Source organism: Novosphingobium arvoryzae, from assembly GCF_014652615.1.
In the GTDB taxonomy this organism is placed as follows: Bacteria; Pseudomonadota; Alphaproteobacteria; order Sphingomonadales; family Sphingomonadaceae; genus Novosphingobium; species Novosphingobium arvoryzae.
In genome coordinates this window covers 19326-41242 of record NZ_BMZD01000006.1, presented here as the reverse complement: position 1 = coordinate 41242, position 21917 = coordinate 19326, and the positions used below count along the sequence as shown (strand labels likewise).

Genomic DNA, 21917 nt, shown 5'->3' with positions numbered 1-21917 from the left:
GGCCGGGTGGGGGAGTGGCCCGGTGCCGCACCTGTTTCAGTGTAACTGAAACGGACCTAGTCCGGTTTACGCAGCAGCCAGCCGAGCACTTCGGGCAGGCGTGCGGCCCAGGCGTTTTCCTCGTGCTCCGCGCCCGGATAGACCCGGCTTTCCCAGTCCTTGCCGCGCTGCCACCCGCTGGCGGCGATCCGCGCGTCGATCGCGGTCTGATAGGGGGCATAGAACGCATCGAGCGTGGCGGTCCCGTGATCCAGCCACAGCCGCCGTCCGTCCGGCTGGCCCAGCCGTGCGGCGAACCACTGGTCCCACCGCGCGATCAGGTCCGGGTTGGCCTCGCCCACCGCGCGCGGATCGGCGGCGGGCCAGTGCGAACTGATGCAGCCCGCGCGGCCGAACACGGCGGGGCGTTCCAGAAAGGCATAGCAGCTCATCAGCCCGCCCATGCTGGACCCGACGATGGCGGTATCATTCCGGCCGGGGCGGGTGCGGAAGCTGGCATCGACCCATTGCTTGAGTGGTCCGGCGATCCAGTCCAGGTAGGCGTCCGACACGACCGGACCGCCGGTCATCGCGTCCATCGCCGCGCGCAAGGAGCCGGTGGCGGGGGTATGGATCGAGCGGGGCAGATACTGGCGAAAGCGATCCGCCCCCGGCGCCCAGATGCCAACGATGATATGCGGTTCCACCCGCCCGGTGCGCATGGCAGCCAGCATGGCCTTGTCCGCCGCCCAGACCTTGTTGAAGTTGGACTTGGCCGGATCGAACAGGTTGTGCCCATCGTGCATGTACAGCACCGGATAGCGGCGTTGGCCCCGGTCGTAGCCGGGCGGGAGCCAGATCGTCAGCCGCTGGTCGGGCAGGCCTGTCGCCGCGATCCGCTCATACTCCAGCAGCCGGCCCGCGTTGGCGACCGCCGGGACTGCCAGCCACACGGCCAGCAGCCCCAGCAGGCCAAGGGCAAGTCGCCGGATCACTTGCCCGCCGCGAGCCGCATCGCCGCGCCGCCACCGGGGGCGAGGCGCAGGGTGTAGGTATCGCCCTTGCGGAAGGTGCGGGTTTCATAGGCGATCCGGTGGCGCGCTTCGGTCAGATAGGTTGCGCCTTCGCCGTCCTTGTAGATCGTGGCCTTGTAGGTCTTGCCCGGTTCGAGGAAGTCGAACGTCAGCGTGACGGTGCGTTCGTCCTCGCCATTGACGCCGCCGACGTACCAGTCGGCGCTGCTGCGGTCCTTGCGCGCGAAGATCGCGTGCTCCCCCACTTCGCCGGAGATCAGGTGGCTTTCCGACCAGTCGGCCGGAACCGCCTTGATGAATTCCAGCTCCTTGGGATGCGCGGCCAGCGTCTCGATGAAGTCGGCGGCCATCTGGATCGGGGAATAGATCGCCAGATACAGACCCAGCTGCTTGGCCAGTGTCGAGGCGTGCGGCACGCCTTCCGCGCCGACCAGGCTGAGCACGCCGGGGGTATAGTCCATCGGCCCGGACAGCATCCGGGTATAAACCAGCGTCGCTTCATGCGCGGGGCCGTTCGCGAACTGGCCCCAGGCGTTGTATTCCATCCCGCGCGCGCCTTCGCGGGCGACCCAATTGGGGTAGGTGCGGCGCAGGCCGGTGTCCTTCACCGGTTCGTGCGGGTTGACCGCGACCTTGTATTTGGCCGCCGTTTCCACGACTTTCAGGTGGTGGCGGACCTGCACCTGCCCGTCGTGGAATTCCATCCGGGTTTCGTCCGGCGTTTCGCCGGCCGCAATGATCCCGCCCGCATCGGCGACATATCCGGTCTTGACCACGTCGACGCCCAGCGCGCCATAGAGCTTCATCGCGTCGTCCAGCTGCTGCTCATAGACCTTGATGTTGCCGCCGGTTTCGTGGTGGCCGATCAGGTGGACGCCCTTCTTGCGGGCATAGTCGGTCACCGCCTTCAGGTCGAAATCGGGGGTGGCTTCGGTAAAGCGGAACTGGTCGCCGGTGCCGAACCAGTTGCCGTTCCAGCCTTTGTTCCAGCCTTCGACCAGCACGCCGCGGAAGCCGTGTTTGGCCGCGAAATCGATGTACTGCTTGGTGCGTTCGGTGGTTGCGCCGTGCTTGGGTCCTTCGGCCCAGGTCCAGTCGCCCCGGATCATGCCCCACCAGATGCCGATGTACTTGGCCGGCTTGAACCACGATACGTCGCCCAGCTTGTTGGGCTCGTTGAGGTTCAGTTCCAGATCGTTCTCGACGATCCCGGCGGCATCGTCGCCCACCCGCATCGTCCGCCACGGCGTGGCGAAGGGTAGGTCGCGGACCACGCTGGGGCCGTGCGAGGAGGGGGAGAGCGTGGCGCGAAACTTCTGCCCGTCGGCGCGCTTGAACCACATCCCTGCGTAATCGACCAGCGCCGCTTCGTGGAACGCCAGATGGGTGCCGTCGTCCAGCTTCATCGTGATCGGAGTGTGTGCGGTGGCCACGGCGTCGATCGCGGTCTTTTGATAGATCTGCTCGTACCGGTTCCACTCGCCGCCGGGAATCCACCAGGCGGTGCCCTTGGGGGCGATGTCGAACTCGGTGATCTCGTCCGCGATTTTGGCGGTCTTCATGCCCGGCTGCTCGGGCAGCTCATAGCGAAAGCCCACCCCGCCATCGAACAGGCGGAAGCGCACATTCATCAGGTGCCCGCCCCATTCGTCCGACTGGCGGAACCGGATCAGCACTTCGTTGTAGTGATCGCGGACATAGCGCCGCTCACCCCACGGCTGTTCCCAGGTGCTGTCACCGCTGCCGCGTTCCTCGCCCGTGATGGCAAACCCGCGTTGCAGGCCGATCCGGTCGGCCATGATGAAGCCCAGTTTCGACGGCGCGATCAGCAGCTTGCCCTTGCGGGTGATCGACCAATGCGGGCGGGCGTCGCTGTCGGTCGTGACGGTCAGCACCAGACTGCCATCGGGCGAGGTGGCGGTTACCGTGGGCCGGGCGGGCTGGGCCGTCTGGGCCAAGGCGGGGGCGGCGACGGAGAGCAGAACTCCCGCCGTGATGGAACGCAGCAGTTGCATGGGGACTATTCCTTCTCCCGGATCAGCACGGCGCCGAAGGGCGGCAAATGCCCCGGCGACGCGCCATTGATTGCCATCAGGGCCGGTCCGGTCTGCGCCAGATCAGCGGGCCACGCGGCAGGCTGTGCGGTCATGTTGAAGACCGCGAAAATCGTATGGCCATCGGCCTCGCGCCGCAGCACCAGCCGGGCCGCGTCGGCCAGTTCGACCGTGCAGGCACCGTGGCGCAGCGCGGGGTTCGCGCGCCGCAGCATCAGCAATTCACGCGTGAGATTGAGCAGCGAGGCCGGATCGCCATCCTGCCGGTCGACCGCGCGGGCCAGGTTGTCCTCGCCCAGCGGCAGCCAGGGTTGGCCGCTGGTGAACCCGCCGTGCTCATCTTGCGCCTGCCAGGGCATCGGCGTGCGCGCGCCGTCGCGCGACAGGGTCAGCGGCCAGTTGGCGATGGCTTCCGGGTCTTGCAGTTGCTCGAACGGGATGTCGACCTGCGTCAGCCCCAGTTCCTCGCCCTGATAGATGATCACGTTGCCGCGCAGCGCGGCCAGCACCGCGATTTTCAGGCGGGCAAAGGCCTCGCGCTCGTCCGGCGCGCACCAGCGCGACAGGGCGCGCGGGGCGTCGTGGTTTTCGAACGCCCAGCTGGGCCAGCCCATGCCGGGGCGATCGGGCCAGTCGGCCAGCGCGGTTGCGACCAGTTCCGGCGTCAGCGCCGGGGCATAGAGGAAATCGAACCCATAGGCGCTGTTCAGCCGCTTGTGCCCGTGGGTGTAGAGCTGCATTTCGCGCAAGGCGTCCTGCCCGCCCACTTCCGCGACGGTGAAGATCGCGTCGTATTCGTCCAGCACGTCGCGGATGCGCTCTATGAAGTGGGGCACATCATGGTGCGACTGGTTGTGCTTGCGCAGCTGGAAATCGAACGGGCGGGTGCGGGGGGTGCCGTCATCAGGGGCGGGCGGATTATCCGTCAGCTTCGGGTCGTGCATCGTGAAGTTCAGCGCGTCGAGCCGGAAGCCATCGACCCCCCGGTCCAGCCAGAACCGCGCCACGCCCAGCAGCGCATCCTGCACTTCGCGCGAATGGCAGTTCAGTTGCGGCTGGCTGCTCAGGAAATTGTGCAGGTAATATTGCCCGCGCCGCGCGTCCCACGTCCAGGCCGGGCCGCCAAACACCGATTGCCAGTTCGACGGGGGCGAACCTTCGGGCTTGGCGTCGGCCCAGACATACCAGTCCGCCTTGGGGTTGTCCCGGCTGGAGCGGCTTTCCGCGAACCAGGCGTGCTGGTCCGAAGTGTGGGCATAGACCTGATCGATCGTCACTTTCAGCCCGCGCGCGTGGGCCTCGCGGATCAGCTCGTCGAAATCGGCCAGCGTGCCGAAGATCGGATCGACATCGCAGTAATCGGCCACGTCATAGCCGAAATCCTTCATCGGCGAGGTGAAGAACGGCGAGAGCCAGATCGCATCCACACCCAGCGCGGCGACGTAATCGAGGTGGCGGGTCACGCCCTTGAGGTCGCCGATCCCGTCGCCGTTCGCATCGGCGAAGCTGCGCGGATAGATCTGATAGATCGCGGCGCCCTTCCACCATTGCACGGCGGCGGCGGGATGGGGGGCAGTGTCCAGGCGGGTCATGCGGTTCATGGCGGGGGAAATCAGTCCTTCGCGGCGCAGACGGCAAAGCCGAACGGCGGCAGGGTAATGGTCATGCTGCCGGGCGCGTTCGCTTCTACCGGGCATTGCCCGGCAAGGGGAGCGAAGTTCAGGCTGGCGGGCTCGACTGCAACCGTATTCGTGACCGGCTGGGCCGAGGTGTTGTAGGCCAGCACCACTTCGCGGCCGGTCTTGGGGTCGAAACGCGAAACCACCAGCAGCCCCGGCTTGTCGGAAAAGTGGCGAATGCGGGTGAGGCCCGATTGCAGCGCGGGGGTGGACTGGCGCACATCAACCAGCGCGGCAATGTGGCGATAGAGCGGGTGGGACGGATCGAAATTAGACTGCGCGGTGGTCGCGTCGGTCCCGATCAGGTCATTGTCGTTATAGACCGCCACCTTGGACGGGAACATGTCCTCGCGCGCCAATTGGTCGTTGCCGTCCGAAACGAAGCCCTGCTCATCGCCGTAATAGATCACCGGCACCCCGCGCAGGGTCAGCAGCATGGCATGGCCCAGCGCGACGCGGGCCAGCAGTTCCTCGTCGCTGGCAGCCGGGTTGGCCTGCTTCACGAACATCGAAAAGCGCCCGAAATCGTGATTGCCCAGGAACGTCGGGAGGCGCGTTGCGGCGGGGGCGCCGCCTTCATAGAGCGCATCGTCCTCCAGCAGGCGGGCGAACACATCGGTCCCGGCCTTGCCAGATACCACCCGCTGGGCGGCGGCGGCGAAAGCCATGTCGAGGTTGCTGGGCAGCCCAGCGATCCGCGTCCAGCGCGCAGTCAGCGCGGGATCGACATCGCTGGTCGCGACTTCGCCGAAGATGTGGAAGTTGGGAATGCCCTTCGCCCGCGCCGTTTCCAGCATGGCGGGGACAAACGCCTGCCAGAATTCCGGGTTCACGTGGCGGGCGGTGTCGATCCGGAACCCGTCGATCCCGAACCGTTCGATCCAGCTGGCATAGATCTCGATCATGCCCTGAACCACGCGCGGACTTTCCGTCGCCAGATCGTCCAGCCCGACGAAATCGCCATAGAGCGAGCTTTCGCCGACCCAGTTGGTGTCGCCGCGGTTGTGGTAATGGATCGGATCGTTCAGCCAGGCGGGGACTTTCACCGTCTCCTCGCCCTTGGGGACATAGGGTGTGTAGGCAAACGTGGGGTCGGTCAGCCTGGCCCAGTTTTCGGGGCTGAAATCGGCATCGCCGTTGAAGCCGGGATTGATCGCCGCGCCCTTCAACCCGCCCCGCCGCGAAAACGGATAGTCCGCCTTGCCGCGATAGGCATAGCTGGCCGCGTCGCCCTCCCGGTAGCGGATCACGTCCGCCGTGTGGTTGGCGATGATGTCCATGTAGACCTTCATCCCGCGCGCATGGGCGGCGTCGACGAAAGCCTTGAATTCGGCGTTGGTGCCGAAATGCGGATCGACCTGGGTGAAATCGGTCACCCAGTAGCCATGATAGCCCGCGCTTTCATCGCCCTTCGGCCCTTGCACCGGCTTGTTCTTGAAGATCGGCGCGAACCAGATCGCGGTCGCGCCCAGGCCTTGAATATAGTCGAGCCGCTGGGTCAGCCCCTTCAGGTCGCCGCCGTGGTAGAACCCCTTGGCGGTGGGGTCATAGCCAGTGGAGAGCCGATCCCCCTTCAGCCCACCCTTGTCGTTCTTCGGATCGCCGTTCTCGAACCGGTCGGGCAGGACGAAGTAGACCACCTCCTGTTCGGGGGTGCGGGCGCGGAAATCTGTGGGCGCGGGCGTCTGCGCGGTGGCGGGAATCGCCATTGTCAGGGCGCTGGCAGCCAGCAGGAAGGATCGGATCATGCGGCTTCTCCGGTGGTCTGGGCGGCGGCGCAAAGCCGCGCGACTACGTCGATGTGCTGGGCGGCGGGGCGGGCCTGCTCGATCGCGCTGCCTTCCAGCAGGGCCATGAATTCGCGCAGCTTGTCTTCGGGCATGGCGTCGGCGGCGGCGTTCCAGCTTTCGGGCAGCACGCCCTGGCCCACCAGCACCTGGAACCAGCCCACTTCGGTGAACAGTTCCTCGTGATGGTGGTGGATGAAGCCGCCGCTGCGGAACTGTTCGATCCGTGCGGCCAGACTGTCCGGGATCGCCATCGCCCGGCAGTGGTCCCAGAATGGTTCCCCCACGCGGCCATTGGCCTTGTAGTGCAGGATCAGGAAATCGCGGATGCTGGCGAATTCGAAATCGGCCTGCCGGTTGAATTCGTCCACCAGCGCGGGCGCTACGGGGCCGCGCGGCAGCATCCGCAGAAAGCGGGACAAGGTGGACTGGATCAGGTGGATGCTGGTCGATTCGAGCGGTTCCATGAACCCGCTCGCCAGCCCGACGGCCAGGCAATTGCGGTGCCACAGCTTGCGGCGCTTGCCGGTGACAAAGCGCAGCGGCTTGGGCTCGGCCAGCGGCTTGCCGTCCAGATTGGCCAGCAACGTGGCGGCGGCTTCGTCCTCGCCCATGAACTGGCTGCAATAGACCATGCCGTTGCCGATGCGGTGCTGCAACGGAATGCGCCATTGCCACCCGGCAGTGCGCGCGATGGAGCGGGTGAACGGCGTGAAATCGCCCCCGGCCTCGCACGGCACCGCCATGGCCCGGTCGCAGGGCAGCCAGTGCGACCAGTCGTCATAGCCGGTCTGCAATTCCTGCTCGATCAGCAGGCCCTGAAAGCCGGAGCAGTCGATGAAGAAATCGCCCGCCAGCCGCGTCCCGGCCTCGGTCGTGACGGCGGCGATGTCACCCGTCTCGCCGTGGCGCTCGACGCGCGCGATCCGCCCTTCGATCCGCGTGACGCCCAGCCCTTCGGCATAGCGGCGCAGGAACGCGGCATAGCGGCCGGCGTCGAAGTGGTAGGCATAGGGCACGTCGACCTGGCCTTCGCCCTGCGGCCCATGCGGCATCCGCCCGGTGCGCGCGGCGAGTTCGTTGACGCTGTAGCGGGCCAGCGGCTTGGCAAACCCGGCGGCATGCGCTCGCGCCCAGTGGTCGCGGAACGGCACCAGCCCGAACTGCCGCCCGATCTCGCCAAAGGCGTGCATGTAGCTGTGGCCGGGCACCAGCCAGCCGTCGAAGGAAATGCCCAGCTTGAACGAGCCATTGGTGGCGCTCAGGAACGCGCCCTCGTCAATGCCCAGCGCGGCGTTGAACACGCGGATCGCGGGGATGGTCGCCTCGCCCACGCCGACGGTGCCGATCTCTTCGGATTCGACCAGTGTGATGCGATAGGCGGGCGGCGCGCACCGCGCGAGCACGGCGGCGGCCATCCAGCCAGCGGTCCCGCCGCCGACAATCACGATGTTATAGGGCTGCTGGGCGGTCATGCGCACTCCTTTGGGCAAGGGTCACCCCATCGGGGGCAGGAGGGCAAGCTTGAAATCAGGAGGTTGGGTGGGCGGGGGCCGGTTTCCCGGACACCCCGCCGCCCCGCAGTTCATCAGAACTTGTAGGAGAACCCGGCCAGGAACCGGCGACCATACGTCTGATAGTCGATCACCTGCCGGACATCGCCCGGGTTGGTGGTGACGAACGGCTCGTTCGTCAGGTTCTGGCCCTGGATGTAGAGCGACAGACCCTGCAGCGCGCTGCCTTCCTGGAAGTCATAGCCGATCTGTGCGTCGAAGATCGTTTCCGGCGCCGCACGGCGGCGGACACGGTTCGCGGCAAAGCCCGACACTTCACCCACGAAGGTGGAGCGATAGCGCATCGAACCGCGGACGTTGAACCCGTTCTTCTCGAAGAACAGCGTGGCGTTGGCCACCCACTTCGAATAGCCCGGCAGGTCTTCCGCCGCAGCGCCCGGGGTCGGCGCGATCTTCGTTTCGGTGTAGGAAACGCCGCCCGTCAGGCCAAAGCCTTCCAGCGCCGGGGTGATCGCGTCGAACGGCAGGGTGCCGGCCAGTTCCAGACCATAAAGTTCGCCGCCCTTGCCGTTGATCGGCTGGTTGATGATCGCGGTCGGCGAAACGGCGATCCCGGCCGGCGGCGGAGCCAGCACCAGCGTGCTGCTGGGCATGGTCACGTCCTGATTGTAGACGTAGCTCTTCAGGTCCTTGTAGAACAGCTGCAGCGCCAGATAGCCCTTGCTGCCGAAGTACTTTTCGACCGTCAGGTCCACCGCGTTGGCGCGCCACGGACGCAGCGCCGGGTTGCCCGAACCGCCGGTGATGAACGCGGTCGGCACGCCCGCCACCGTGGCGAAGGTGTAGCCGAAGCTCAGCGAGTTCTTCATGTCGTCCATGCGCGGACGGATGATTTCGCGGGCCGCGGCAAAGCGCACCACCAGATCGCTGGGGAAGCGCAGCGACAGGTTCAGGCTGGGCAGCCAGTCGGTGTAGCGCACGCTGTCACGCTGCTGGGCGGAACCGATGTTCGGCGCGCCGTTGGCCAGAGTGCCCAGATAGACGGCGCTGGCGCCGACCGACTTCTGCTCGGTCACGATCGCCTGGACGCCGATGTTGCCGGTCAGGTCCGCCGAACCCAGCGTGCCCTTCAGGTTGGCCTGGAGATAGGGGGTGAGCAGGCGTTCGCTGATCGAATAGCTCTTCACCACCACGTCGCCATAGGCGTTGGGCACCAGCTTGTAGATCCCGCCGTTGAGCAGCGCGAGCGGATCATAGCTGATCATCGGGCCAAGGCCGAGGTACGACAGGTTGGTCGTGCCAAGACGGTACTGCGACGGCACGGCAACGCTGGTGGTGCCGTTGGTGTTGGCGGCCAGGCCCAGGAACGCTTCGTCCGGGGTCAGCGACTTCGACCGGTTGGTGTAGTTCAGGCCGAGCTGGACCGAGGAGATGAACCCTTCCATGTCCTTGCGCACTTCGGCGCGGGCCTGCCAGATCTGGTCCTTGATCAGGCGGTTGTTGTAGTAACCGTCCTGGCCGTTGGTGATCGTGGTGCCGTTCGGCGCGATCTGGTTGCCGCCCCAGCCCTGCGGGCTGGTCAGCAGGATCAGGTTGTAATCGCCATAGTTCAACGTCGGCTTGAACACGGTGCCCTTGGCGGTGCTGGTGAAGCCGATGCTGTCGGTCGCGCCCACCGCGTTACGGCCGGTGCCCGAATAGCTTTCCATCGACAGCTCGTTGCGGTCGGTCTTCGAATAGGACAGGTCGAACAGGGCGTTCCAGCCGTCTTCGCCTTCGTACTTGTTGTTCCAGCCAAACGAATAGAGCTTGGCGTGGCGCTGGAAGATGTCGTTGCGGACCACGCCCTTCACGCCGTTGAAGGTGCCGGACGTGACGAAGCCGTTGTTGACCTGCGCGCCGCTCAGCGTGGCGGCGGACCAGTAGAGCGGCAGTTCGATGCCGCGCTTCACCTGGTCGTCCTTGAAGTCCGAATAGAACGCATCAAGCGTGGTGGTGAAGCTGTCCGCCGGCTTCCACTGCAGAGTGCCGTTCAGGCCGAAGCGGGTCAGCGTGGTCGAGGTGTTGTACGACTTCGACCCGCCGATCACCGCGCCGTTGCCAGTGCCGGGATAGCCCCAGGCGTTGAATTCCTGGATCTGGTAGGGTTCGTCGACATAGCTGGCGCCCAGCGCAATGCCGATCGTGTCATCGGCGAACTGATCGACGTAGATCCCGTTGACGCGGTAGCCGAATTCCTTCGACCCGGCGTTCAGCTTGCCCAGGTCCGCGTAAGAGCCGCGCGCACCGATCGAGATGATCCGCTTGCCAGCGTCCAGCGGACGGATCGTGCGCATGTCGACCGTGCCCGACAGGCCCTGCCCCACGAGCGAGGCCATCGGCGACTTGTAGACGTTGACCTGGCTGACGACTTCCGACGGATACTGGTCGTATTCCACCGCGCGGTTGTCACCGGTGGAGGTCTGTTCGCGGCCGTTGAGCAGCGTGGTCGAAAAGTCCGGGGCAAAGCCGCGGATCGTGATCGAGTTGGCGCGGCCCGAAACGCGCTGCGAGGTCAGGCCCGGCAGACGGGCGATCGATTCCGCGATCGAGGCATCGGGCAGCTTGCCGATGTCTTCCGCCGAAATCGATTCGACCACCTGGTCGGCGGTCTTCTTCTTGTTGACGGCGCTTTCCAGTGCGGCGCGGAAACCCGTTACGACGATTGCCCCATCGGCGTCGGCGGCGGTTTCCTCAGCCGCGGTGTCCTGCGCGAAAGCCGCGCCCGGCAGCGCCACGGCGCTGATGGCGATGGCAATGGCGGAAACGCCAAGGCCACCAGAAATCTTGGTGCGAAGTGCCACGATCACTCTCCCTAAATCCGCCGGAATTGCAAAGGTCCCGGCGGCTAACCCCGTTAAGGCAGATGGAGTCCAGTCCCGGTCTCACCTGCATGGGAACGGGCCAATACGGCGCGCAGGGGGCGGGCAGGAAGATGGCATACGTATACGCATATTATGCGCGGCCCCGCGCTGTGACGGCAAAGACGCGCTTTGTATGCGGTGCTTACGGTTTAGGTGGAGCTGCTTTTGCGCACGATCAACCGGGCCGGGATCGTGCGGTTGCTGACCGGGCGGTCTTCGATCTGGGCCAGCAGCGTTTCGACCAGCAATTCGCCCGCGCCCTTCAAATCCTGGCTGAGCGTGGTGAGCGGCGGGTTGGTCATGCTGGCGGCGGGCTGATCGTCAAAGCCGACGATGGCGACGTCCCCCGGCACGGAGCGCCCCGCCGCGACCAGCGCGCGCATCGCGCCGATGGCGATCAGGTCGCTGGCGGCGAAAATCGCGTCGAACGCGGCCCCGCTGGCCAGCAGCTGTTCGGCGGCGCGCTGGCCTGCGTCCTCGTAGCTGATCGCGTCCAGTTGGAGGGCCGGATCGACCGGCAGTCCGGCCCCCGCCAGCGCCTCGCCCAGCCCGCGATAGCGGTCGGCAAATTCGGGATAATGATCGTCAGCCTGCCCCAGAAAGGCGATGCGGCGGCGGCCCTGCGCGATCAGATGCTCCCCCGCCAGCCGTCCCGCGCCGACGTTGTCAGACCCGACTGTTGCGCCGATATTGTCATCGCGCACCGATCCCCAGCGGACGAAATGGGTTTCATGGCCGACCAGCTCGGTCAGGCGTTCTTCGTACAGCGTGTAATCGCCATACCCCAGCAGGATCAGCCCGTCGGCGCGGTGGCTGTCCTGATAGCGGACGTGCCAGTCATCCTCCATTTTCTGGAATGAAATCAGCAGGTCCAGCCCGCGATTGGCGCAGCTGCGGGTGATCGATCCGAGCATCGCTAGGAAGAACGGGTTGATCTTGGATTCGTCGGGCGTCTGCTCTTCGAAAAACAGCAGCGCGATGGTGTTGGAGCGTTGCGAGCGCAGCGAGGATGCGTTCTTGTCGACCGAATAGTTCAACTCGCGGGCGATCGCTTCGATCCGCTCACGCGTGGCCAGGCTCACCGAGCGCGACCCGCGCAAGGCGCGGCTGACGGTGGGCTGCGAAACGCCCGCCAGATAGGCGATATCGAAACTCGTCGGCTTGCTCGACGGCTTGCGGCCCATGCGCTCTCCCCGTCCCGATGGCGCTGTTACGCCGTCAAAGATGGACGCAGACTAAGCGCGGGGCAGTCTGGCGGCAAGTGCGGGTTTTGGGGGGTATTTGCTGGGTGCGCCAATCGCCTCCGCGATTGGCTTGCTGTGCCATCCCGCTCCCCCGCCCGAAGTTGTTTATTGGGTGCGGACAGGCCATCCGGCCTGTCCTTGCGGCACCAGCCCGCTCCCCCACCCGACCACCCACGGAAGTGTATCCTGAATGGGTGGCCGGGTGGGGGAGCGGGCTGGTGCCGCAAGCTATTCGCGGAGGCGAATAGCGCACCCCAACAAGAACGTATTCGTATGCGTGTTGTCCCCGGCCGCGCGCCGTGCAACGCAGGAGCCATAATTTCAGGGATCGAGGGCAAGGCATGGAAAAGCCGCGGCAGGGCTGGGCAGGGCTGTTCAACATCAGTTTCGGATTCTTTGGTATCCAGATCGGCTTCGCGCTGCAAAACGCGAACATGAGCCGGGTGTTCCAGTCGCTCGGCTCAAGCCTGGACGATCTGCCCGCGCTGTGGGTCGCCGCGCCGCTGACGGGCCTGCTGGTGCAGCCGATCATCGGGCACTTGTCGGATCGCACCTGGCTGGGCAGGCTGGGGCGGCGGCGGCCCTATTTCCTGCTGGGGGCGGTGCTGGCGGCGCTTTCGTTGTTCGCCATGCCCCAAAGCGACGCGCTGCTGATCGCGGCGGTGCTGTTGTGGGTGCTGGACGCCAGCCTCAACATCTCGATGGAGCCGTTCCGCGCCTTTGTGGGCGATATGCTGCGCAAGGACCAGCACACCGCCGGTTACGCGGTGCAGACCGCCTTCATCGGCGCGGGCGCGGTGGTCGGATCGCTGTTTCCCTATGTGCTCGACCACTTCGGCGTGTCGAACGAGGCAGCGGCGGGCAGCATTCCCGATACCGTGCGGTTCAGCTTCTGGGCAGGCGGCGCGGCGCTGTTTGCCGCCGTGCTCTGGACCGTGCTGACGACGCGCGAATATTCGCCCGAGGAATTGCAGGCCTATGGCGATGAAGCCGCTCCCGTCGACGCCGGAGCCAGTCTGGCGGGCCGCTCCAGCGCCGCCCCGTTCTGGTGGATCGGCGCGGGCGCGCTGCTGGCGCTGGTGACCGAGCAATACGCGCTGGAAAAGGAAGTCTACCTGCTGGCGCTGCTGCTGATCGGCTACGGCCTGATCAGCCACATCGCAATCCGGCTGGCCCGCGCGGGACGCGGCGCGAACATGCTGTCCAGCATCGTCGGGGACTTTTCCGGGATGCCGGAGCTGATGAAGCGGCTGGCGCTGGTGCAGTTTTTCAGCTGGTCGGCGCTGTTCATCATGTGGATCAACACGACCCCGGTGGTGGCGCAGAACTTCTTCGGTTCGGCCGATCCCGCCAGCGCGGCCTATCAGGATGCGGGCAACTGGGTGGGTGTGCTGTTCTCGGTCTATAACGGCGTTGCAGCCGTCGCCGCGCTGACCCTGCTGCCCTGGCTGTCCCGCCGGATCGGCAAGGCGAAGACCCACGTCGCCTGCCTGCTGGCGGGCGCGGCGGGCTATGCCAGCTTCTTCGTGCTGACCGATCCCGCGCACCTGCTGTTCGCGGAAGTGGGCGTCGGCATCGCCTGGGCCTCGATCCTCGCCATGCCTTACGCGATCCTCGCGAGCAGCCTGCCGCAGGCGAAGCTGGGCATCTACATGGGCCTGTTCAACGTGTTCGTGGTGGTGCCGCAGCTGCTGGTGGCAACCGTGATGGGTTCGATCATGAAGGCGTTCTTCCCCGATCAGCCGATCTGGACCATGGCCTTTGCCGCCGGAACGCTGGTGCTGGCCGCAGCGGCGATGCTGCGGGTTAAGGTGCCGGGCGAAGTTTGAGCGGTAAGGGGTGAGGGGTTATCCCTCGCCCCGCTCCGCCGGGTCCTCGTGCAGCCACGCCGCGTGGCGGGGCGCGCGTTTGGTGGCGGCCCATTCGTTGAGCATTACCGGGGCCAGCGCGCGCAGTTCGGCGTACTGGTCGGGCGTGCCGATGTTGCAGGCCAGTTCCAGCCGGTGGCCGTTGGGATCGAAGAAATAGATCGAGCGGAAGATGCCGTGGTAGGTCGGCCCCAGCACTTCGATCCCCTGCGCCTCGATATGCGCTTTCGCCGCGAGCAGCGCGTTCAGGTCCTCGACCTCGAACGCCAGGTGCTGAACCCATTCGGGGGTGTTGGCATCGCGGCCCATTTCGGGCTGCTGCGGCAGTTCGAAAAACGCCAGCACGTTGCCGCCGCCGCAATCGAGGAACACGTGCATGTAGGGATCATAGGCCCCGGTGGACGGCACGTGATCCTCGGCAAAGGCGGTGGTGTAGGTCATCCCCAGCACGCGGGAATACCATTCGACCGTCTCTTTCGCGTCGCGGCAGCGATAGGCGACGTGGTGGATGCGCTTGAGCGAGGGGGGCGGGCTCACTGACCGGCTCCTTCCACTTGCAGCGCGCCGCGCCGCAGCTGGTCGCGTTCCATGCTTTCGAACAGCGCGGTGAAGTTGCCTTCGCCGAACCCTTCATCCTTCTTGCGCTGGATGAATTCGAAGAACACCGGGCCGATCTGCGTTTCGGAGAAGATTTGCAGCAACAGGCGCGGATCGCCCGCCGTGGTGGAGCCATCCAGCAGGATGCCGCGCCGCTGCAATTCGGCCACCGGCTCGCCGTGGCCGGGCAGGCGCTCTTCCAGCATCTCGTAATAAGTCGCGGGCGGGGCGGTCATGAACGGGGTGCCGAGCGCTTTCAGCTGGTCCCACGCGCCGATCAGGTCGTCGCAGGCAAAGGCGATGTGCTGAATGCCCTCGCCGTTGTAGGCACGCAGGAATTCGTCGATCTGGCCGCCGCCGGCCTTGCCCTCTTCGTTCAGGGGAATGCGGATCTTGCCGTCGGGCGCGGTCATCGCCTTGCTGGTGAGGCCGGTATATTCGCCCTTGATGTCGAAATAGCGGATCTCGCGGAAACCGGCGATCCGTTCATAGAACGCCGCCCAGTGCGCCATGCGCCCGCCATAGACGTTGTGCGTCAGGTGATCGATCGTGTGCAGCCCCGCGCCCACGGGGTGGCGGTCCACGCCGGGCAGCCAGACGAAGTCGATGTCATAGATCGACAGGTCGCCGTGTTCCTGCCCTTCATAGCGGTCGATCAGATAGATGATCGAGCCGCCGATCCCGCGAAACGCGGGCAGGCGCAGCTCCATCACCCCGGTGCGGCTTTCCACCGGCTCGGCCCCGCGCTCGATCGCTTGGGCGTAAGCCTTGGCCGCATCGCGCACGCGCCAGCCCATCCCGCAAGCGGACGGCCCATGTTCCTGCGCGAAATAGGCGGCCGGGCTGCGCTGCTCATAGTTGGCGATCAGGTTGATCCCGCCCTGCCGCCACAGCTGCACGTCCTTGGAACGGTGGTTGGCGACATGGGTGAAGCCCATCGCGGCGAACACCGGTTCCAGCAGGCCCTTTTCAGGCGCGCAGAATTCGATGAACTCAAAACCGTCGAGGCCCAGCGGGTTGTCGAACAGGTCGGCCATGGGGGAATGCTCCGCATTTCAAAAGTTGCATTTGAAACTAAGTGTGTGGAGCGGGGGAGTCAAGGTTGGGGCCGCGATGTGCGCCATCGCCCCCACCCCGCCTGTGCGGAACTTGTCGAGGCACTGTCCTTCACTTGGGGCCGCAGGGTTGGGCCGCAAAAAGAAGGGCAGTCCTTCGACAAGCTCAGGACGGGCGGGACTTCAGCCGAAGGGGGAGGCTTTACAGCACCGGCATCTGCTGGCTGCCACAGTGGAAACTGCCGCCACCCGCCAGCACGGCGTCTGCGGGCAAGCCGATCACGTCGCGGTCGGGGAACAGCTCCGCAATCGCGGCCACGCCGTCTGCATCGTGCGCGGTCCCGGCGGTGGGGACGACCACCAGTTTCGTGGTGATGGCAAAGTTCATGTAGCTGGCCGGTTCGATCCGCCCGTCCGTTTCCACCCGGCCGGGCGAGGGGACTTCGCGCACCGTCACGCCGAAGGCCTCGGCGCGGGCCTTGGCATCCGCATAGATCGCGGCGTTGGGATCGTTCGCCCCGGTCGCGCGCGGCAGGGCCAGCACGTTCGGCGCGACGAATCGGGCAAGGTTGTCGACATGGCCGTCGGTGTGATCGTTGATCAGCCCATCGCCCAGCCACAGAACCCGGTCGAACCCCAGGTCGCGGGCAAGGCGCATTTCCAGATCGGCGCGGGTCAGGTGCGGGTTGCGATTGGGGTTGAGTAGGCATTGCTCGGTGGTGGCGACCAGCCCGGTGCCATCGGTGTCGAGCGCGCCGCCTTCCAGCACCCAGTCGCAGGTCTCCACGGGCAGATCTGCGCTCATCGCCAGTTCCGCGCCGATTTCCTGATCGCCGTCCATCAGGTATTTGCCGCCCCAGCCGTTGAAGCCGAACCGGCGGGCGACCTGGCGCGCGCCGTCCTGCACCACCAGCGGCCCGGTGTCGCGCAGCCAGATATCGCCATAGCGGCGGATCTCGATCCGCACCGCGCCCGAACATAGCGCCCGCGCCCGCGCGGCGTTAGCTTCGTCCCGAACGATCAGGCGGGCTTCCTGCCCGCTGTCGGCCACTGCGCTGGCAAAGGCGGCGACCTGTTCCTGCGCGCGTTCCAGAAAGCCCGGCCATTCCACCGGATCGTGCGGAAAGCCGATCCACAGCCACTGTTGCGGATGCCATTCGGGCGGCATCCGCAGCGTTGATTGGGTCATGACGGCTTACTTCCCCGGCTTGGTCTTGGCGGCGCGGCTCTGGTCGCGGACCGCGCGGAATTCGTCGGTGGGGTGCCAGTTCGGCCAGTCGGTGGTCATCGCCAGCATCCGGCCGAGGCGGTAATAAAGCTCGCCTTCCTGCACGATGCCCGACCAGTCCCACTTGCCGTTATATTCATCGCTGGCCTGGTGATAGTCCGTGCTGTTGTAGGCCCCGCCCGCCGCATCGGCAGCGGCCTTGCCGCCCGGCACCCAATCGCTGCCGCGCCCGACATAGAACATCGGCACGCCGCGCTTGGCCATGCTGAAATGGTCGGAGCGGTAGTAATAGCCGCGCTCGATGTGTTCTTCCGGCGCAAGGGTCAGCTTCATCTCGGCCATTGCGGCCTTGAGGTAGCGGGTGAGGTCGGACTTGTCGCCGCCGGTCACCTGCACGTCGCGGGCGGGCTGGCCCGGCATCAGCGCGTCCATGTTCACCCCGCCGACGGTCTTGTTCAGCGGGAAGGGCGGGTTCTGGGCATAGAATTCAGACCCCAGCAGGCCCGATTCTTCCAGCGTTACCGCCAGGAACACCTGGCTGCGATCGGCCGGGCCGGCCTTGACGTTGGCCTGCGCCAGCGCGGCCAGCATCGCGGTGCCGGTGGCGTTGTCGACCGCGCCGTTGCAGATGTCATCGCCCTTGGCGTTGGGCTTGCAGCGGCCCAGGTGATCCCAGTGCGCGGTGTAGAGCACGTATTCGTCCGGGCGCTTCTTGCCCGGCAGCACCCCGATCACGTTGCGCGACTGACCCCGGCGGATCTGGTTGTCGAACTTCAGGCTGGCCTTCAGCCCCAGCGGGACCGGCTTGAAGCCCTTCTGCTTGGCAGCGGCGGTCAGTTGGCCCAGGTCCTGACCGGCGGCGGCGACGATCTGCCTGGCGACGTCCTGCTGGACCCACCCGTTCGCGGCGGTCTGGTCCATCGCGTCGTTGGGCTTGGCCACGAAATACTGCGCCCCGGTCCAACTCGATTCGACCACGTTCCAGCCATAGGCGGCGGGGAAGGTATCATGCACGATCAGCGCGCCTGCCGCGCCTTGCCGGGCGGCTTCCTCGAACTTATAGGGCCAGCGGCCATACCAGGTCATCCGGCGCCCCTTGAACAGGCCGTCCTCGCCCTCTTGCGCCCAGTCCGGGTCGTTGACGAGGATGACCGCGATCTTCCCCTTCATGTCGATCCCGGCATAGTCGTTCCAGCCGAGTTCCGGGGCGTTGATGCCATAGCCGACGAACACCAGTTCGGCATCGCGGATGTCGGTCTGCGGCGTGACGCGATAGCTGCCGGCGACGAAATCCTTGCCATAGGCGAACAGCATCGTGTCCTTTCCGCCGGTCACGGCGAGGCCAGCGCTGTTCTGCGCGGTGATTTCCACGGTGGGGACATCCTGCGTCCAGCTGCCCTTGTTGCCGGGCTGAAGGCCCGCCGCCTTGAACTTCTCGATCAGGTAGGCAACCGTCTTGTCCTCACCCGGCGTGCTCGGCGCGCGGCCCTCGAATTCGTCCGAGGCGAGCGTGCGGACCATCTCCTCCAGCAACTGTTCCGATACCGGCACCGGCTTCACCACCGGGATCGGCGCGGGCTTGGCGGTGGCGGCGGTTGAAACGGCCAGCGCGGACGCGGCCAGCAGGGTCAGGCGAAGCTTCATAAGGTGATGGCTCCAACAGGTGCGACAGTTGCCCGCCGATTGGCAGGTCCGCGCGGCCCCCGCAAGCGCGCGTGCGACGAACGACTTGATTGCCCGACGATCAGCGGGCATCGCGGGCCGTGATGACTGCTGCCACTACCCCTGCCGCCGACTGGACCGGAGCACTGGCGCGGGCGCGGGCCCACGCACCCTACCTTGCCACGGGGCTGGACCGCCTGCCGGGGCTGGAAGCGCTGCTGGCCGCCGGGGACGGCAACGGCGCGCTGGGCTGGGCCAAGGCTGCCGGGGCGGACTGTGACAGCGTGGGCAGTGCGCTGCGCCGGGAGAAGCTGGCGCTGGCGGTTGCGCTGGCGGTGGGCGATCTGGCCGGAGCATTCCCGCTGCTGACCGTGACGGAGGAATTGTCCGCCTTTGCCGACCGGTCGCTCGATGCCGCGATTGCCGATGCGATCCGCCGCCGCGTGCCCGATGCGGAGCCTGCGGGGTTCCTCGCGCTCGCGCTGGGCAAGCACGGCGCGCAGGAACTGAACTACTCGTCGGATATCGATCCGATCCTGCTATATGACCCGGCGCTGCTACCCCGGCGCGAGCGCGACGAACCGGGCGAGGCGGCACAGCGCGTCGCCCGCGCGCTGATGGAAACGATGAGCCACGTCACTCATGAGGGCTATGTCTTCCGGGTTGATCTGCGGCTGCGTCCGGCAAGCGAGGTCAGCCCGCTGGCGATTCCGATCGAGGCGGCGCTGAGCCATTACGAAAGCTCTGCCCTGGCGTGGGAGCGCGCGGCCTTCATCCGGGCGCGGGCCTGCGCGGGCGATGTCGCCGCGGGCGAGGCGTTCCTGGCCGCGATCCGTCCGTTCGTATGGCGCAAGAGCCTGGATTTCGGCGCGATTGCGGAAATCGGCCGGCTGACGGGCCGCATCCGCGCCAGCCACGGCGGCCCGATGGTGCCGGGGCCGGGGTTCGACCTCAAAAAGGGGCGCGGCGGCATCCGCGAGGTGGAGTTCTTCGCCCAGACCCATCAGCTGATCCACGGCGGACGGCAACCGGCGCTGCGCCTGCGCGGCACCCGCGCCACGCTGGATGCGCTGGCCGACGTCGGGCTGATCGACCCCGCCGATGCGGTGCTGCTGGGCGAAAGCTATGACCGGCTGCGGCAGGTGGAGCACCGCTTGCAGATGGTGGCCGACCAGCAGACCCACAAACTGCCGCTGGACCCCGCCGCGCTCGACAATGTCGCACAGCTGGACGGGCTGCCCGATGGCGCGGCGCTGGTCGCGGAATTGACCGCGATTACCGAGGAGGTCGGGCGGCGGTATGATCGGCTGATCGCCCAGCACGCGCAGGAAGGTACCGTCGTGGCGGTTGCCGCCCCGGCGGGCGAGGCGCTGGCCGGGGAGCTGCAGCGGCTGGGCTTTGCCGATCCCGCCGCGCTGGCCGCGCGCATCGCCAGCTGGCGCGACGGCAAGCTGCGCGCGCTGCGGACCGAGGCGGCCCGCGCCGCCTATGACGCGATTCAAGGCCCGCTGCTGACCGCGTTCGCCGCCTCGCCAGAGCCGGAGCGGGCGCTGCTCAGGTGGGAGGAACTGCTCGGCAATCTGCCCTCGGCGGTCAACCTGTTCCGCCTGCTGGAAGCACGGCCCGCGCTGCTGGAATTGCTGGCGCGGATTCTCAGCCTGGCTCCGCCGCTGGCCGATGCGCTGGCGCGGCGCGCGGACCTGCTCGATCCGCTGATCGACGCCAGTGCGTTCGACCTGCCGGGCGATGTGCCGACGCTGGTGGCGGAATTCGCGCGGGGCGAGACGGATGACGATTACCAGCAGGTGCTCGACCGGGTGCGCCGCCGGGTCGGTGAACGCCGCTTCGCGCTGGGCGTGCAGCTGGTTGAGGGCGCGCGCGATCCGATGGAAATCGGGCAGGGCCTTGCCCGCGTGGCGGAGGCCGCCCTCGCCGTGCTGGCCGACGCGACGATTGCGGAGTTTGAACGCGCGCACGGGCGGATCGCGGGCGGGCAGCTGGTCACGCTGGGGCTGGGGCGGATGGGCGGCGGGGCGCTGACCCATGCGTCGGACCTCGATCTGGTGTTCCTGTTCACCGGCGATCACGCCAGCGAAAGCGACGGGCGGCGGCCATTGGGCGCAACGCTCTATTTCAACCGGCTGGCGCAGCGGATAACCGCCGCGCTGTCGGTGCCGACCGCGGAAGGCGCGCTCTACGAAGTCGATACCCGGCTGCGCCCCTCGGGCGATCAGGGGCCACTGGCAGTCAGCCTGGGCAGTTTCGAGCGCTATCAGCGCGAACAGGCCTGGACGTGGGAACACATGGCGCTCGCCCGCGCCCGCGTGGTCTATGGCCCGCCCGAAGGCCGCGCCGCGCTGGAACGGATCGTCCGCGATGTCCTGACGCTGAAGCGCGATCCGGACAAGCTGCGCGGCGAAGTGCTGGAAATGCGCGCCCGCATGGCCGAGCACAAGCCGGCCAAGAGCGCGCTCGACGTCAAGCTGGCGCGGGGCGGGCTGGTTGATGTCGAATTCATCGCCCATTATCTGCAGCTGCGTGATGGTGCGGGGCTGGCGCCGTCGATCCCCGCCGCGCTGGCGGGGCTTGAGGAGGCGGGCCTTGTGCCGTCTTCGCTGCGCGCCGCGCACGGAGTATTGGGGCGCTTCCTGATCGCGGCGCGGCTGCTGGCGCCCGACGCGGAAACTCCGCCGCCCGCGGCGCGCGATGTTCTGGCCCGGGCCTGCGGCTGCCCCGGCTGGGATGCGCTGCTGGAGGCTCTGGCCCAATCGCGCCGCGCGGTTGCTGCCGTATGGCAGGCGACCTTTGGCGAAACACTGGAGATCGAATGATGAGCACGTTCCCTGCCGTTGGCGATACCCTGCCCGATGTGGCGATGACGACCCCTGATGGCAGCAGCGTCCGCCCGTCGGACTTTGCCGGGCGCAAGCTGGTGCTGTTCTTCTATCCCAAGGATGACACGCCCGGCTGCACCACCGAAAACAAGGACTTTTCCGAGCTGGCGGACCAGTTCGCGGCCGCTGGTACCGCGCTGCTGGGGGTGTCGAAGGACCCGCCGAAAAAGCACCAGAAGTTCATCGAAAAGCACGCCCTGACCGCGCCGCTGGCCAGCGATGCCGAGGAAGGCGGGCTGTCCGACGCGCTGGGCATCTGGACCGAAAAGTCGATGTACGGCCGCACCTACATGGGCATGGTCCGCGCGACCTACCTGGTCGGTCCCGATGGCCGGATCGCCCGGATCTGGGACAAGGTGAAGGTCAAGGGCCACGCCGCCGAAGTGCTGGCCGCTGCGCAGGCGCTGTAAGGCACAGAT

14 protein-coding genes are annotated in these 21917 nt (G+C 66.7%); 3 read left to right on the top strand and 11 right to left on the bottom strand.

Translation table 11 applies throughout. The features are described 5' to 3' along the window. Positions 1-56: 56 nt before the first annotated feature. The 7 genes from IE113_RS12345 to IE113_RS12315 all read right to left on the bottom strand — a co-directional run bounded on the left by IE113_RS12345 (position 57) and on the right by IE113_RS12315 (position 12134). Complete coding sequence (locus IE113_RS12345) at positions 57-974, bottom strand: alpha/beta hydrolase (RefSeq protein WP_189541947.1); 918 nt, start codon at positions 972-974, stop codon at positions 57-59. Continuing rightward, positions 971-3028: a glycoside hydrolase family 97 protein gene (locus tag IE113_RS12340; RefSeq protein WP_189541945.1), complete on the bottom strand. Its 2058-nt coding sequence runs from the start codon at positions 3026-3028 to the stop codon at positions 971-973. The genes IE113_RS12345 and IE113_RS12340 overlap by 4 nt, the downstream gene beginning before the upstream one ends. Positions 3029-3033: 5 nt before the next feature. After that, positions 3034-4659 (bottom strand): alpha-amylase family glycosyl hydrolase, encoded by a 1626-nt coding sequence (locus IE113_RS12335; RefSeq protein WP_189542236.1) that lies wholly within the window; start codon positions 4657-4659, stop codon positions 3034-3036. Between the two features lie 20 nt (positions 4660-4679). Continuing rightward, positions 4680-6494, bottom strand: a complete 1815-nt coding sequence (locus IE113_RS12330) for an alpha-amylase family glycosyl hydrolase (RefSeq protein WP_189541943.1) — start codon at positions 6492-6494, stop codon at positions 4680-4682. Then, positions 6491-8008 carry a tryptophan halogenase family protein gene (locus tag IE113_RS12325; RefSeq protein ID WP_189541941.1) on the bottom strand — a complete coding sequence of 506 codons (1518 nt, stop codon included), beginning with the start codon at positions 8006-8008 and terminating at the stop codon, positions 6491-6493. The genes IE113_RS12330 and IE113_RS12325 overlap by 4 nt, the downstream gene beginning before the upstream one ends. Before the next feature lie 113 nt (positions 8009-8121). After that, positions 8122-10890, bottom strand: coding sequence for a TonB-dependent receptor (locus IE113_RS12320; protein ID WP_229822361.1), 2769 nt, complete (start codon positions 10888-10890; stop codon positions 8122-8124). Positions 10891-11099: 209 nt separating this feature from the next. After that, on the bottom strand, positions 11100-12134 hold the full coding sequence (locus tag IE113_RS12315) for a LacI family DNA-binding transcriptional regulator (RefSeq protein ID WP_189541939.1): 1035 nt from the start codon (positions 12132-12134) through the stop codon (positions 11100-11102). 401 nt (positions 12135-12535) lie between these two features. On the opposite strand from IE113_RS12315, the gene IE113_RS12310 reads away from it, so the two are divergent. After that, positions 12536-14023: an MFS transporter gene (locus IE113_RS12310; RefSeq protein ID WP_189541937.1), complete on the top strand. Its 1488-nt coding sequence runs from the start codon at positions 12536-12538 to the stop codon at positions 14021-14023. Positions 14024-14041: 18 nt separating this feature from the next. Here the strand turns inward: IE113_RS12310 and IE113_RS12305 are convergent, their stop codons facing one another. The 4 genes from IE113_RS12305 to IE113_RS12290 form a co-directional block, all read right to left on the bottom strand. Beyond that, positions 14042-14599 (bottom strand): VOC family protein, encoded by a 558-nt coding sequence (locus IE113_RS12305; RefSeq protein WP_189541935.1) that lies wholly within the window; start codon positions 14597-14599, stop codon positions 14042-14044. Continuing rightward, complete coding sequence (gene hppD, locus IE113_RS12300; protein ID WP_189541933.1) at positions 14596-15696, bottom strand: 4-hydroxyphenylpyruvate dioxygenase; 1101 nt, start codon at positions 15694-15696, stop codon at positions 14596-14598. The genes IE113_RS12305 and hppD overlap by 4 nt, the downstream gene beginning before the upstream one ends. 220 nt (positions 15697-15916) lie before the next feature. Next, positions 15917-16903 (bottom strand): agmatine deiminase family protein, encoded by a 987-nt coding sequence (locus IE113_RS12295; protein ID WP_189541931.1) that lies wholly within the window; start codon positions 16901-16903, stop codon positions 15917-15919. A gap of 6 nt (positions 16904-16909) precedes the next feature. Continuing rightward, entirely contained in the window at positions 16910-18586 is a 1677-nt protein-coding gene (locus IE113_RS12290; protein WP_189541928.1) for a M28 family metallopeptidase, read from the bottom strand. 122 nt (positions 18587-18708) lie between these two features. Between IE113_RS12290 and IE113_RS12285 the strand changes: the two genes are divergently transcribed. Together IE113_RS12285 and IE113_RS12280 are read left to right on the top strand one after the other, a co-directional pair. Continuing rightward, positions 18709-21435: a bifunctional [glutamine synthetase] adenylyltransferase/[glutamine synthetase]-adenylyl-L-tyrosine phosphorylase gene (locus IE113_RS12285; RefSeq protein ID WP_189541926.1), complete on the top strand. Its 2727-nt coding sequence runs from the start codon at positions 18709-18711 to the stop codon at positions 21433-21435. Then, positions 21435-21908: a peroxiredoxin gene (locus IE113_RS12280; protein ID WP_189541924.1), complete on the top strand. Its 474-nt coding sequence runs from the start codon at positions 21435-21437 to the stop codon at positions 21906-21908. The genes IE113_RS12285 and IE113_RS12280 overlap by 1 nt, the downstream gene beginning before the upstream one ends. The last annotated feature ends 9 nt before the right edge of the window (positions 21909-21917 follow it).